We start from the raw sequence: 13,491 nt of genomic DNA on the forward strand, positions 1-13,491 counted from the left end.
GAGTATGAAGGCAGACGCAGAAGAAATCTGTAACCCTTCCATACAACTCAAACAGCAATTTGCGAATCCGGATGAAACATATCGTCCACAGCCTTTTTGGTTTCTAAATCATGAGCTGGAGAAGACGGAACTGGAGAGCCAGATTCAATCCATGTTTGAAGCGGGAGTTGGTGGCGTGGTTCTGCATGCTCGGCATGGGATGCAAATGCCATATCTTTCGCCGGAATTCATGGAAGTGCTGGAGTTCTGCACAGCAGAATGCAAGAAACGGAATATGGTTGTTTGGCTGTACGATGAGGAGAATTGGCCGAGCGGAACATTGGGTGGAAAACTGACACGGGAGCACCCGGAATATCGCATGCGTTATTTGAGAATAGAGGAAAAACGGTATTTGCCAGGTACATCGCAGGAAGGCATGAAGCTTGACTTCGCCTCCTATGATCACAATGAGCTGATTGCCATCCTGGCCTATCGCGCGGTTAACCGCGATGGAGAGTGGTTGCTTCATGATGAACCGGAAAATATCACGCATTGTTGGGGAGAGGAGTGGAGTCCGGGTCACGCCCATGATTCTTATATTGTTCTCGCTTGCTGGTCATGTGAGATTGCCGAGGGAATCACCTTCGCTAAAGGGTATTACCTGGATACATTGAATCCGGAAGCGGTTCAGTCTTTCATTGGGATGTCTTATGAACCGTTTCTGGCATTAAAGCCCTATTACGGATCAACCATTCAAGGGGTGTTTACTGACGAGCCGGGTCTTATGATTCACGATGGCTTCGTCGGGGTGGAGGCCATCCGAACCGCTGTTCATGATGTGGAGGCTACTTTGCCTGGGCTCGTCTTCGCTTGGACCGAGGGAATGGCCGAACGATATCAGCAAGAGAATGGGTATGATCTAATCCCGCGGTTGGGGGCATTGTTGTATCCCATGGCAGACGGCAGCCGATCCACAAGGCAGCAATATTATGATACGATCACCCGTTGGTACGTGGATGGATATCATGCAGCGATTCGTACATGGTGTGAACAATCCGGTCTGCTCTATATCGGTCATACGCTGGAGGAGCCTGTCTGGGGGCAGGCTCGATCTCAAGGCAATCAGACCCGGGTATTGCAGCAATTCCACTATGCAGGCGTGGATTATCTCACTCCCGGCATCGGGTCAAAGGCGAATCCGCATCGCATTGTTTCCGTCAAGACGGCGGCTTCTGTCGCGCAGCTGAACAGGAAGGAACGGGTGATCTGTGAAGCCTTTGGTGCAAGTGGTCATGGTTATTCCATGCGCCAGCGGCGACTTGATGCCAATTTTATGGCTTTCTTGGGAGTTAATCTGTTTATTCCGCATGCATTCTATTATTCGTTTGCCGGGTATCGGAAGACCGACTTTCCACCGACTGAATTCAAACATGCACCCCATTGGCTGCATTATCGTGCTTTTGCCGATTATATAGGGCGATTGAGTCTGCTTGGAGCAAAAGGAAAACGAACGCCGGAAGTTCTGCTGTTATCGCCTATCCATACGGTATATGAAAACATGTTCACATCAGGCGAAGCGGATATGCATCCTTCATCAGATGTGCTGTTCTCGCTTTTGTCAGATCGCTTGCTGCGATCATCTATCGACTACGACTATGTGGATGAATGCCAGCTTCGCGAAGCGCTCCTTGTTGAAGGAGAGGGTTTGCAATTTGATGGCCATGGCCATGGATATTCGATCCTCGTTATGCCGGAAATAGAGGTGATGTCAAGGGATGTTGCAGCCAGGCTTGTATCCTTTGTTAACCAGGGCGGCACGTTAATTGCGATAGGTACGATTCCGCAGCATAGTGAATCTTTGCGGCATGATCCGGTGTTGTTGAAGGATATCCAGCAGCTGTTTGGTTCCGATCCGCCGCACGGAAAATTACGTGCTGTTGGCAAGGGGCACAGCCTCTTTTATTCCATGGATGACGCTGTTCATCAAGGCGGTCAGAGTCAGCGTCTGGATCAACTCGAAGCGTTTTGTATTCAATTAGGGGAGTTGATTAGAGAACCACCGGTAATACGATGGGATTGGATTGAAGGTCGGTCTGACGATTTGATTAGCGTCGAACGCAGAATTGGAAATCTGGTGTATGTATGGCTGATGAATTGGTCAGAGCACTCCGTGACCATTAGGCTCATTTGCGATGAAAAGAAAGGTCACTTGGAAGAGTGGGAGTTGGAGAGTGGAAGAGTATGCAGCATTGACGCTGAATCGTTCCTTTCGTTCGTACCCGGAGAGCTGCGTGTGCTGTCGGTAAGCCCTCAAGAGAGCTCCTCTTTTCCGCAAGAACGTACGGATCATGCGGAGCATACAGAGCAAGCCTGCCTGGGAGATAAATCTTTTTCCACGAATGTGGTAGAGGTCATTCTGGATGAGCAGTGGCGGTTCAGGACCGCAGGCCCCAACGTTCTTCTGCTAGATCAATGGCATGTCACGTTGAATGACCGACATTCCAGGATGAACGCGACCATGCCCGGGCAAGTAAATACGTATCGCACGACGTTTGGCATGACGCCAAAATTGATTGAACGGCTTCAATCCCGGCGTGGTACGGATCGTTCCGGTAAGGCGGGAGAAGAATCATGGGGAAGGATGGAATTGATTCTGGATGATGTAGATCAGAACATTCCATCCCATATCGGATTTTTGCAGCGTAGGCGTAATCTGGAAATATTCGTCAATGGGGTACGTCAGGAAGCGTTAAGACGCTCTTCGTGGCAGGATGGTGATTATGACAGTGTAGATCTCACTCCACATTTGTTGGCTGGCGAGAATGAGCTGGAAATTCTGACGGTTTCGTTATTGGAGCCGATGCCTGCTATTTTATTCCCAGCATTTCTGATTGGTCCGTTCGCGATAGAAAACGATACGACGTTAAATACCGATGTGGAACAATGGGGTGGATGTTGGAATACTGCTGGCTATCCTTATTATTCAGGTACGGGTGTCTACTCGCAGCAGGTGGATCTGTCTAACGTAAACTTAGCTGCAAATGAGGAGCTATGGCTGGTAGCCGAAGATATAAGGGAGACAGCAAGCCTATATGTAAATGATATTGAAGTAGGTATTCGTTTATGGCCGCCTTACCAATGGAACATAACGCCATATATTCAAGAAGGATTGAATGAAATGAACTTACATGCCGCAAATACACTGGAGAATTTGTATGGAAAGTCAGCGCTGACATCAGGAATTAATGGACAGGTGAGGTTAATCCGACGAACGCGAAGAACATCACAGACGCAACATGACAACAAATCATAAAAAACATTAAAAGGAGATATGAACTTTATGATTCGTAAATTAACTGTTTTGTGTGTTGCCCTGGTCTGTACAACCGTGTTATCGGCTAGCGCATTTGCTGCCACAGATGAGTTGAAACATACAAACTCTTTGAAGTGGCCTCAAAATCAAGCGCTTCCAACTTTCAATAAAGTCGAACGTTTGGATGTGGCAAATGTTTATGAGGAATCTGGCGATATCAAATTGCTTTTGACGACGCTTGAAGGGGTTATCAATCGGGAAAAACCACGAATTTACATTCAACAGAATAAAGTGGACCCTTGGCTGCAGGACTTGAACGTCCCTTATAAGCAGCATGACAACGTATTGGATGTTCTCAAGAAATATACAAAAGAGATCAAAGGCATTATCGTATATGATCCGCAGCTGCCGGACTCCATTAACGTGGCAACGACACTTGCCGGACTCAAAAATGCTGTTGTTGCCAGTCCTGAACTGGCTCAACAATTGACTGCTGCACCGTATCACCTGTCGGTAATCGAAGACTTGCAGGACAAGTTCAAGAATCGTATGGATGCATACAACTGGCAGTATGAGCATCTCTGGAGCCAGACGACTCAACGAATGTTGGTCGGATTGAGTCCAGACACCTCCATCCCGATTCCGTCCGGAAATTTTGATTCATTCCAAACGGTTGGAGTCGAGAAGGAACAGATTCGTGATGCAAGCAACAGGAAGACCTATGACTATGACTTGTCATCCTATTTGGGAAAAGAAGCGGTCTACCTCCGCTTTAATGATGCCTTTCCTCAGGATGGCTGGGGACCTGCCGTTCATCAAGTGACGGTGAAAGCAGATGGACAGATTATTGCGGATTTCAAAACGGGTTCTTCTGAGGAAGAAGCGTTTCTCTATGACCGAAACAACTCCAAATTTTTGCCTGGAAGCGATCATCGCTTCGCAGATAATGGAAACTACTTTGTATACGAATTTAAGCCTGCAGCGGACATAAAGCAACTAACCGTATCAATCGAGATGTGGAACCAATACAAGGTATCTGCGAGCAATGTTCAACCACTCTCGTCTGAAGAAAAGGAACCTTATGGCTATCTCCGCGATTATGCCGTAGCGAACAAAGCCATGGTCTTCTGGCTGTCTACCGGCGTGCCTGAGGAAAAGGCGCTGTTCGAGAAGATTCTGTCTGATGTAAAGACAGGGACACCTTATCTGGGATGGTTCGACAATGATTTTGAAGGCGAAGTTGCTGGCATAGAACTCACATCTCGTCATGGTGTCTATGTTGTTCCTTCCGACTGGTTCCATAACATGACCGTATTTTCAGGAACAAACGTAAAACAACAACCTGCTCCCAAACCGGTAAAATCCAAGCTGGAGAACAAAATCTATGTAACCTATACCTTTGGCGAAGGTGACAACATGCAATACGATCAGAATCATATGCGCAACCTGTGGGCTGATCCCGCTCGGGGTAAAGTGCCTATCAACTGGACTTCCAGTCCGTTACTCTACGATGCAGCGCCTGCCATTCTAAACTATTACCGTTCAACGGCGACGCCAAATGATCAGCTAGTTGCAGGCCCATCTGGAGTGGGTTACTTCAATCCGCATGTTTGGCCGACAGGCACATTCCCGGAGTATCTGAAACAAACCTTCTCTTATCTGAAGAAAACAAACATGTCGTACCCTTTTGTGCTCAATCGTGAACTTGGAAAAGACGTTCCGCTGAGTGATTCGATTGCAGCTGCGTATGAGAAGAACTATAAACTTCCAGGCCTGTTCCTCGCAGGCGAGGACAAAGCCAATGTTCAAATCATGAATGGCAGCTTTCCGGTTTCCATTCTGCGAGGCATCTCAACGGTGCAGGATGGTAAAGATATTTTGAATCGTACCAAGACCGAATGGGATGGCAAATCTCCAACGTTTATTTCGGTTGGGATTAATGCATGGAGCATGACCCCATCGGATGTGCTGGCGATTACGGAATCTCTTGGAGCCGAGTTCCAGGTGGTTAAGGCGGACGAATATTTCTCGCTGATCCGAAAAGCGTACGGCTTGTCCAAGTAAGATGTCAAAGTGAGCTTAAGGACCTTTGGGCCGTCTTCAAAGCAATCGGAAGTTCGAATCTCGCAAAGCGATTTATAGATATTCAAATATCATTCGGCCAATAAAAGACCTGCCGGATCCTCGCGGATCAGGCGGGTCTTTAGCTTGTTAATACGTTTATTATGGTAGAAACAGGAAGTTATTCAATTGAAACTACATAAAGAGCAGTCGGCCGCTAGGTGGTGGTCGGAATAGACTGTTACCTTAGGGTGGGCGGTCTATTTCTTTTCATGTAAGCAAGAAGCACCAAAATAAAAATGCCGAAAAGGAATATTAATGAAAGTGTGTCTTTGCCTCAATGCTTGGGTTTATGGTTATTTCGTGATTGGACGTGCTTTTTTACCCATAATGTAAATTCCAATCCAGCCTAGCAATAATAAGATCTGAGCCAGAGCGACCAGCCACAACACTTCCGTGTAACCTCCTATAATGCAAAATATAGTATTGACTAGGGGGAACCCAACAAAAGTAAACATGATAGGAAAATCTTTTTTGGGAGTGATTGAATAATTAACCTTCCGGTCCCAAAACTTTATAAAAGCTAATGCTAAAATTCCGATTGTAATTACAGAAAGTGTAATCAACATCACCCATTGCATATTAGAGGTTCTTTCGAAGAACGGCCCCATATAATTAAAGAAGTTAGATAAAGGTGAGAACATACACGCTAATGACAGAATGGCCGCCAGAAACGGATAGATATAACCAATTGATTTACTGTAGCCTTTCTTTTTATGCCACCATTCACCAATTAGAATAAAGATGGTCCAATATCCCGCTATATAAATCCATCCTGTAAAATTCATCACAGGTTCCCCATAGATTTGAGGCTCACCGGCCAGCGGATAATAAGTCCATCTTGCCATGAGTCCATCTGTAGTCTGAAATATCTGTTTAACAGCCACCGGGTCCAATGAAAAGTCAAAAACCATAGCGCTCAATCCCGTAATAAATGGTTTAGTCCAGGACGGTATATTTACAGACTTTAGAACACGCAAAGTTGAATAAATGATCAGAAACTCAATAATAGGGACAGTAATCGGTATATTAAATAACATTAAAATACTCCGCCCATAGGCGTAAAAACCTTCCCCAAGCGATGAAGCAGTAATTTCAAAAACGGCTGCGTAAAAAAACACAAAACCTATAAATTGCAACAGAACCGTTTTGGGATGCGTTTCCTTGTCAAGGATATAGAAAACCATTAGAACAGCAGCAATTAAGACTATAAGATCTTGAATTATCCATACAGGTACTACAGTTATATCACCCATATTTCACCTCCATTTAAGTTTAAAAGTAGAATTGAAAGTTCAAATAAATTATAATTTCACTGTGTTACTTAAACAACAGGCTGTTCGATTGAAATATGTTAGTTATCATACAAACTACCTTAGATTTGTTCATTATTTTAAATTGGGAGGATATTATGGCAGACAAAAAAACAGATCACAGAGTGAGATATACAAAAATGGTTATAAAAGAAAGCCTGTTGAAGCTTTTGACAGAACGGTCTATCAATAAAGTTACAGTGACCGACATTTGCAGAGAAGCAGGGATTAATCGCAACACCTTTTATACACACTACGCTAATCAGTTTGAGCTTCTTTCAACGATTGAAAATGATCTTTACGAAGACATTAAGCAAGTTGGGATGAATTCTTCAAATCCTCAAACGCTATCTTATGAATTATGTAAGTATATAAAAGCGAATAAAACGATATGTGAGGTTCTGTTCTCAGAGCACGGCGATAAAGAATTATTAGAACGAATCCTTTATATCAGTCACGATTTAACTATTGAACGATGGAAGACGGAATTAAAATATTTTGATCCACAATTATTTGAGTCCTGGTATACGTTCACCGCTCATGGCAGTATAGCTATTATTAAAAAGTGGGTGAGTAGTGGTCTGAAGGAAAGCCCCAGTAAAATTGCAGCTTTTATTGATAAAGCTACGGAATCCGTATCTAAAGCTTTTTATTCTGAAGAATTGTAGGATTTCCCCGCTTCTCACCAAAAATCCCGGCAGCTTCTACGCAGTATGAGTGTTGAAACTCACGCCGGCAAGGTGTGCGGTACTGTATTCGTAGGTCATATCAAAGGAATTATCCCTATCGACGAAACTGAGTTTGAAAACGGGGCACAATTGAGAGATGCTGTCGGTACGACAATCTATTATAAATTTCTTCAACTTGACCGTAACTCAGCAATTTTTGGTGCATCAAGCAAACAAGCTATTGATCATCTTCAAGGACTGACTTGGATCGGCTTATGAGTGGATCGACAACATGCATGATCGTTATAAAACGTTGCGCTTACGAGCGCGGGTGCATTAATATATCCGACCATTGTTACACTGAAAAATGAAGGTACGCCGCCGCTGATCGAACTTTTGGTGTAGTGGCCGTTCGTATCAACGCTGATGGCAGTGCTGATCATGAGAGTAGAGGCTGCATTTTGTTATGGAAAACGAGTGATTTGATCTCGTTCACCGAGATTGGTCAGGTTCATCTCGGAGTGGTCGCGAAGTGACGTGCGAATATAATTCCTGCAAGGGTAAATATGAAATTCATTGGTGTGACTATAGCGGCAATTATTACAGAGATGACATGGAAGATCTGTATGATGTACAAACCGTCTCTGAACCTGTTCCGGGAAGGTTGTTAGCGCATGATATGGTTCGGACGGATATAGAAGGCGCAGTGGAGGCAAACGTGATCGAGGTGGAGGGTGATTGAGATGGCAGGATAAGTACTATTTTATCGCAACGAATGATGATAATGACAATATCGGACTGTATGTACGTGAAGCCGATATCATTCAAGGCCTGTTTGCGCCCGATATCATTGAGCATGTCGTTTTGGATAAAGTTGATTCCAGAGGGTATACCCAGATCTTCTGGGCACCGGAGTTTCATGTCGTAGGCAACGACCTATACATTTTCTTTGCGGTCAGCAGTTCGGTATGGGGGTCGCAGGCTCACATTATGAAGCTGAAGAATCAAGGACGAATCCTCAATGCATCTGACTGGGAACTTCCCATTCGCATGGTTAATAAGGATGGTGTGTATCTGGGGTCGGTTCGCGAGGACGGCGAGGCATTGGATATTACACTCGATATGACGTACTTGGAAGTCGATGGAGGGTCTTATGTCATTTGGTCCTGGCGCCGCTGGTCACCGGAAGACTCAGGTTCCATGCTGTTTATCGCTACGATCTGTCGGAGTACAAGAACATAGTCCCATTAGAGCCCGCGCCCAGCGCGGATTTTCTGTTTTATGGGATCAAATTCTTGTCCTTTTCTCGGGACAAGAACTTGATCCCATTGCCGAAAATGGACAAGAACATGGCACTATTGACGATTAGATAAATATCTAATAATTCCTTTCTTCGATGGGGAGGATTCGAACAAGGAGAGATTCGAGGAATCCTGTAAAAGGTATATTCACTCGCGGGGTTAGTTCAAATTAAACGTGACACTTTAACATCTCTCAGAGTGGTTGGCAAGCTGCTAAATTGTCAGATATCGATTATAAGTTTCTCTCTAACAATATCCCGAGTTGCTTTGCCAAGACCTGATGCGGGATTGGTCTTTCATTCGTAAACCACCATTCCACGACTCCTACTTGAGCTGATGCAACAAATAGTACAACAACATCTTCATTTAATCCTAGGTTTTTGCCTCTGGTAACGTCTGCTTCTTTCTTCAACTCTTCGATCAGGAAATCAAGAAATCGATTACGAAAATATGGGGCTCCTTTACTCGTTAACATCAACGAAAAGAATGAATAATTATTTTCAAAGTATTCGGTCCAGATTAAAGTCGCTTCTACAAAATCCAAATCAAATGCGGATTCGCAGAGTTCCCTTAGTTCATTAAAATGTTTTTCAGTAAGTTTATCTAGTAGATCATATTTATCCAAGTAATGATGGTAAAAAGTTCTTCGACCAACATTTGCTCTGTCAGAGATTTCTTGTATGGTAATTTGATCAAAATTCTTTTCGGACATTAGTTCAATAAAAGCCTTTTTTATTGCTTCTAGTGATTTGAATATTCTTCTATCCACTATAGACATTGTGAGAGAGTCACCAAACTTTCTTAAAAATAATTGCACAATTTTAATTAACTTGTGCAATAGAGCACAAACGGTGTTCATCTGATTATTGCAGACATCCTAGTTTAATTTTATATTATACACGAAGTGCGATATCGCATAAATGTGCACTTATAATAAAATCAAAAAGGGGAAAAATCATGAAAAAATCAGTAACATTTAAAAACGGTAATTTAACAATAGCAGGAGATCTATATTTGCCAGACGGATTTGATGAACATAAAAATTATCCTGCGATTGTTAGCGTTCATCCTGGCGGAGGAGTAAAGGAACAGACTTCCGGGTTGTATGCACAGAAACTCTCCATCCAGGGATTTGTTGCATTATCCTTTGATGCCTCGCATCAGGGAGAGAGTGAAGGTGAGCCGCGTTTACTCGAAGATCCGGTTGCAAGAGTGGAAGATGTGCGTTGTGCAGTAGATTATCTGTCTACTCTTCCATTTGTCGATGAAGAAAAGATTGGAGCCCTTGGTATTTGTGCCGGTGGTGGTTATGCAATAACTGCAGCACAAGCCGAACGTCGCATCAAAGCAGTAGGAGGAGTCAGTGCAATTGATATAGGTGCTATGTTCCGAGGAGAAAATACAGGAGGTACCGTTTCAACACAATTGCAAACACTTGAGGCGGTTGCTAAGCAGCGTACAGCAGAAGCAAATGGAGCAGAGGCTATGTTCCTTACTTATGTACCTGATTCTCCTGAAGAATTTGATGAAAATACACCTGCGCTTATGCGTGAAGGCTATGAATACTATAGAACTCCTAGAGCACAGCATCCAAATTCTACTAATCGATTCCTATTTAGAAGCGTTGACAGAATCATGGCATTTTCGGCATTAAGCCAATTAAGTACCTATCTAACTCAACCTCTTTTAATGATTGCAGGAACCGAAGCCAACACACGTGGTTTCAGCGAACAAGTTTATGCATTGTCGAATGGACCAAAAGAATTGTTTTGGGTTGATGGTGCAACGCATATCGCCATGTATGACATACCGGAATATGTAGCCCAAGCAGTAACCAAGTTAACAGAATTCTTTGAGAAGAATCTTTAAAATAAATTTGTGCAAATTAACAGAATTTCGTCCAGAAACTTCATATAACAAGTAATGTCGAGGGACAAGAACATGGTCCCATTGAAGTCGCTATTTTAGCGGCTTTTTTATGTTATCGGTACAAGTTCGTGTCCCGAGCCAAGGACAAGAACTTGTACCGATTGCCGGAATGGACAAGAACATAGTCCGATTGCCGATTAGATGTATATCTAACGATGAGTACATGCACTTAAAATCTCATTAAGTACCATAATACATGAATGTGTTCACAGTGTTATGGAACAACAGACACGAAGAGAGGCAACACAGGCGACTAGATATTATACTTAAACTAACGGGCAGCTTTGTTTAATGACAGTGTAGCATCTCAGTCAATTTAAAGAGGGTATAACCTAATGGTGTCGCGGGACAAAAACATTGTTCCATTCAAAGTCGCTTATATAGCGGCTTTTTTGATTTAAGGAACCAAGTTCTTGTCCCAAGCTAAGGACAAGAACTTGGTTCCTTTGCCGAAAAGGACAAGAACATTGTGTCATTTCGGATTAGATTGTTATCTAAATGTTATCATGACAGAACTAATGTGACGAGCTAAAAGCACAATTCGCTTTCTGAAGGCAAGAACTCAGTTCCATTGCTGAAAAAATTGGGAACATGGTATCAATATCGATTAGAATATTTTATTTGTTTAATTAAGCTAACGGGCAGGTTAGTTGAACAAGAGTGAATAAAAAATCTGCTAAAATTGATTAGGTTATTTGTTAAAAAATCCTTAATCTTTTTTTTCATAAAAAGTTATCGATTCTTATTCTAAATTGTTATCTCCCCACTCGCACATAGTTTGAAGGATTGGTAAAAATTGCTTACCAAGAGGGGTTAGACAATATTCGACTCTTGGTGGGACCTCTTTATAAATTTCACGATGCAGGAGTCCGTCACTTTCTAACTCTCTGAGCTGCTTCGTTAGCATCGATTGCGTAATATCCGGAAAAACACGGTTTATCTCCCCAAACCTTCTAGTTTCCTCGGCAATATACCATAAGATCGATAATTTCCACTTCCCTGCAACTATTTTTTGTACTTTGTTTAGTCCGCAATCAGACGAATACTTGTTGTTGTGATACATATTTTCCCCTCCAAAATAAATATACAGGCTCTTAGAAGCGTGTAAAAACTCGTTAGTATTGTTTTTTATAGTATGTTCTAAAAAAGATCGTACTTGTTTAAAGTAAGATACTTTAATAAGATTACGAAGCGAAACAATATGGTAATTATACTTTATAGATGATGGAGGAATAAAGGTTGAAATCTTTGGAGATGAAAAAATACAATACGAGTGCGATTATGGCAGCTTTGCTGATATGTGGTTTTTTCGGCTATCTAAGCGAAACGGCCATCAATATTGCAATGACTAATTTGATGGAAGTATTCCAAATCTCGGCTGCGACGGTACAGTGGTTAACGACGGGGTACATGTTGACCATAGGCATTTTAACGCCAATAAGCGCAATGTTGTTGCAGATGTTTACTACAAGAAAGCTCTTCACAGTTTCGCTCATCAGTTTAATCGTGGGTACATTGATCGCGGCGTTGGCGTTAAATTTTGAAATGTTGATGTTCAGTCGAATTTTACAGGCAGTAGGCATGAGCACCTTGATCCCCCTGTTGTTCAATACAGTTCTCGTCATCTATCCGCAGAATAAACGGGGCGCGGCGATGGGGTTAGTCGGGCTTGTTACCATGTTTGCCCCAGCGCTCGGACCGACCTTTGGGGGGCTGGTAGTCGGATATTTAACATGGCAGTATATTTTCTGGTTCTCACTTCCATTTTTAGTCGTAGGATTGTTGATGGGGTTGAAGTATTTGGAGAACGTTACCGATGTCAAAAAGCAGCGGATTGATTTACTGTCTGTGTTGTTGTCAACGATTGGATTCGGCGGAGTTGTTTTTGGCTTTAGTCAGGTAGGCGAAGGATCTGAAGGCTGGGGGAATCCGGTTGTGATCACTTCAATCATTGTCGGCCTCATCTCACTGGTGCTGTTCGTGCTGCGTCAGAACGTTATGAGTAGTCCGATGATGAACCTGAGCGTGTTCAAGTATCCGATGTACGTTGTTGGGCTGATTCTGGTAGCGTTATGCCCGATGATTTTTATGACGAGCCTGATTATCCTGCCGATGTTTCTGCAGACGGGCGCCGGATTGTCTCAGTTCATTGCGGGGCTCATGCTTTTGCCGGGTAGTGCGCTTTTCGGTCTCCTCTCCCCGCGCATAGGGCACTTGTTCGATAAACATGGGCCAAAATGGCTCGTTATCCCCGGATTCGTGATCGTTTCAGTCATGTTATGGTTCTTCACTACGCTATCTCCTGCTTCTTCAATCGCCTTTATGGTGGCTGTGCATATAGGGCTCTCTATTGGGACAGCCTTGATCTTAATGCCTGCTCAAACGCACGCGCTAAATCAATTGCCGCCAGAATTGTACCCGCACGGTACGGCAGTCATAAACACATTGCCGCAGGTTACGGGGGCGATCGGAATTGCTGTAGCTGTCAGTATCCTTATGGGCGGTATGGATAACTACCTGCACGGCTTCTCCGCTCTTGCCAAACAGGTCGAGATGGCAAACGCGATGTCGGCAGGAGCACACAACGTATTCGTGTACATGATTATCCTGGCCCTAATTGGATTGGTCACAGCGTTGTTCATTCGTCGTGGCATAGTCAAACACAAAGAGGTGCGTACGCAGCATTAATATTTGGTCTGCGAATCCCTTATCGGTGTCTACGTTCACATTAAAATGGTAGGAGAATTGGGGGCCGGCTGGAATTTTATGAGCTGGTGTCATCCGGATATGCCCATTGTGAAGAATTACTTTAAACAAACGAGGGCATTGATCTAAGAAGGATCATGGCCCCGTTTGTTTAGCTAAAG

At 43.5% G+C, this 13,491-nt stretch carries 11 protein-coding genes and 1 pseudogene; 8 read left to right on the forward strand and 4 right to left on the reverse strand.

Annotation, left to right across the window (positions count from 1 at the left end):
* The first annotated feature begins 4 nt into the window (after positions 1-4).
* Positions 5-3,292 (forward strand): glycosyl hydrolase, encoded by a 3,288-nt coding sequence (locus J2X75_RS09265; protein ID WP_310335921.1) that lies wholly within the window; start codon positions 5-7, stop codon positions 3,290-3,292.
* 27 nt (positions 3,293-3,319) lie between these two features.
* Positions 3,320-5,356 carry a GxGYxYP domain-containing protein gene (locus tag J2X75_RS09270; RefSeq protein WP_310335922.1) on the forward strand — a complete coding sequence of 679 codons (2,037 nt, stop codon included), beginning with the start codon at positions 3,320-3,322 and terminating at the stop codon, positions 5,354-5,356.
* Between the two features lie 238 nt (positions 5,357-5,594).
* Here J2X75_RS09270 and J2X75_RS30330 read toward each other — a convergent pair.
* Both J2X75_RS30330 and J2X75_RS09275 read right to left on the reverse strand, forming a co-directional pair.
* Positions 5,595-5,684 (reverse strand): annotated as a pseudogene (locus J2X75_RS30330) (putative holin-like toxin); the annotation flags it as partial.
* A gap of 25 nt (positions 5,685-5,709) precedes the next feature.
* Positions 5,710-6,669 carry a carotenoid biosynthesis protein gene (locus J2X75_RS09275; RefSeq protein WP_310335924.1) on the reverse strand — a complete coding sequence of 320 codons (960 nt, stop codon included), beginning with the start codon at positions 6,667-6,669 and terminating at the stop codon, positions 5,710-5,712.
* 155 nt (positions 6,670-6,824) lie between these two features.
* Here J2X75_RS09275 and J2X75_RS09280 point away from each other — a divergent pair, with 155 nt between their 5' ends.
* From J2X75_RS09280 to J2X75_RS09295, 4 genes are all read left to right on the forward strand, one after another.
* Positions 6,825-7,394: a TetR/AcrR family transcriptional regulator gene (locus J2X75_RS09280; protein WP_310335926.1), complete on the forward strand. Its 570-nt coding sequence runs from the start codon at positions 6,825-6,827 to the stop codon at positions 7,392-7,394.
* 45 nt (positions 7,395-7,439) lie between these two features.
* On the forward strand, positions 7,440-7,673 hold the full coding sequence (locus J2X75_RS09285; RefSeq protein WP_310335928.1) for a hypothetical protein: 234 nt from the start codon (positions 7,440-7,442) through the stop codon (positions 7,671-7,673).
* Between the two features lie 253 nt (positions 7,674-7,926).
* Positions 7,927-8,136 carry a hypothetical protein gene (locus tag J2X75_RS09290; protein WP_310335930.1) on the forward strand — a complete coding sequence of 70 codons (210 nt, stop codon included), beginning with the start codon at positions 7,927-7,929 and terminating at the stop codon, positions 8,134-8,136.
* On the forward strand, positions 8,133-8,636 hold the full coding sequence (locus J2X75_RS09295; protein WP_310335931.1) for a glycoside hydrolase family protein: 504 nt from the start codon (positions 8,133-8,135) through the stop codon (positions 8,634-8,636). Before J2X75_RS09290 ends, J2X75_RS09295 begins: the two co-directional genes overlap by 4 nt.
* A 291-nt stretch (positions 8,637-8,927) precedes the next feature.
* Here J2X75_RS09295 and J2X75_RS09300 read toward each other — a convergent pair whose 3' ends face one another.
* Positions 8,928-9,473 (reverse strand): TetR/AcrR family transcriptional regulator, encoded by a 546-nt coding sequence (locus J2X75_RS09300; RefSeq protein ID WP_210108339.1) that lies wholly within the window; start codon positions 9,471-9,473, stop codon positions 8,928-8,930.
* A gap of 179 nt (positions 9,474-9,652) precedes the next feature.
* Between J2X75_RS09300 and J2X75_RS09305 the strand changes: the two genes are divergently transcribed.
* Positions 9,653-10,564: an alpha/beta hydrolase gene (locus J2X75_RS09305; RefSeq protein ID WP_310335932.1), complete on the forward strand. Its 912-nt coding sequence runs from the start codon at positions 9,653-9,655 to the stop codon at positions 10,562-10,564.
* A gap of 802 nt (positions 10,565-11,366) precedes the next feature.
* Here the strand turns inward: J2X75_RS09305 and J2X75_RS09310 are convergent.
* Complete coding sequence (locus tag J2X75_RS09310) at positions 11,367-11,687, reverse strand: winged helix-turn-helix transcriptional regulator (protein WP_310335933.1); 321 nt, start codon at positions 11,685-11,687, stop codon at positions 11,367-11,369.
* A gap of 191 nt (positions 11,688-11,878) precedes the next feature.
* Here J2X75_RS09310 and J2X75_RS09315 point away from each other — a divergent pair, with 191 nt between their 5' ends.
* A complete protein-coding gene (locus tag J2X75_RS09315) occupies positions 11,879-13,312 on the forward strand; it encodes a DHA2 family efflux MFS transporter permease subunit (RefSeq protein ID WP_310336715.1) in 1,434 nt (477 codons plus the stop codon).
* Positions 13,313-13,491: the final 179 nt, after the last annotated feature.

The organism is Paenibacillus sp. 2003, from assembly GCF_031455635.1.
GTDB classification, from domain to species: Bacteria; Bacillota; Bacilli; order Paenibacillales; family Paenibacillaceae; genus Paenibacillus; species Paenibacillus amylolyticus_B.

Excerpts from the sequence above, each read along its gene's own strand:
- J2X75_RS09265 (WP_310335921.1), top strand. The coding sequence starts at position 5 with ATGAAGGCAGACGCAGAAGAAATCTGTAACCCTTCCATACAACTCAAA.
- J2X75_RS09270 (WP_310335922.1), top strand. The coding sequence starts at position 3,320 with ATGATTCGTAAATTAACTGTTTTGTGTGTTGCCCTGGTCTGTACAACC.
- J2X75_RS09275 (WP_310335924.1), bottom strand. The coding sequence starts at position 6,669 with ATGGGTGATATAACTGTAGTACCTGTATGGATAATTCAAGATCTTATA.
- J2X75_RS09280 (WP_310335926.1), top strand. The coding sequence starts at position 6,825 with ATGGCAGACAAAAAAACAGATCACAGAGTGAGATATACAAAAATGGTT.
- J2X75_RS09285 (WP_310335928.1), top strand. The coding sequence starts at position 7,440 with ATGAGTGTTGAAACTCACGCCGGCAAGGTGTGCGGTACTGTATTCGTA.
- J2X75_RS09300 (WP_210108339.1), bottom strand. The coding sequence starts at position 9,473 with ATGTCTATAGTGGATAGAAGAATATTCAAATCACTAGAAGCAATAAAA.
- J2X75_RS09305 (WP_310335932.1), top strand. The coding sequence starts at position 9,653 with ATGAAAAAATCAGTAACATTTAAAAACGGTAATTTAACAATAGCAGGA.
- J2X75_RS09310 (WP_310335933.1), bottom strand. The coding sequence starts at position 11,687 with ATGTATCACAACAACAAGTATTCGTCTGATTGCGGACTAAACAAAGTA.
- J2X75_RS09315 (WP_310336715.1), top strand. The coding sequence starts at position 11,879 with ATGAAAAAATACAATACGAGTGCGATTATGGCAGCTTTGCTGATATGT.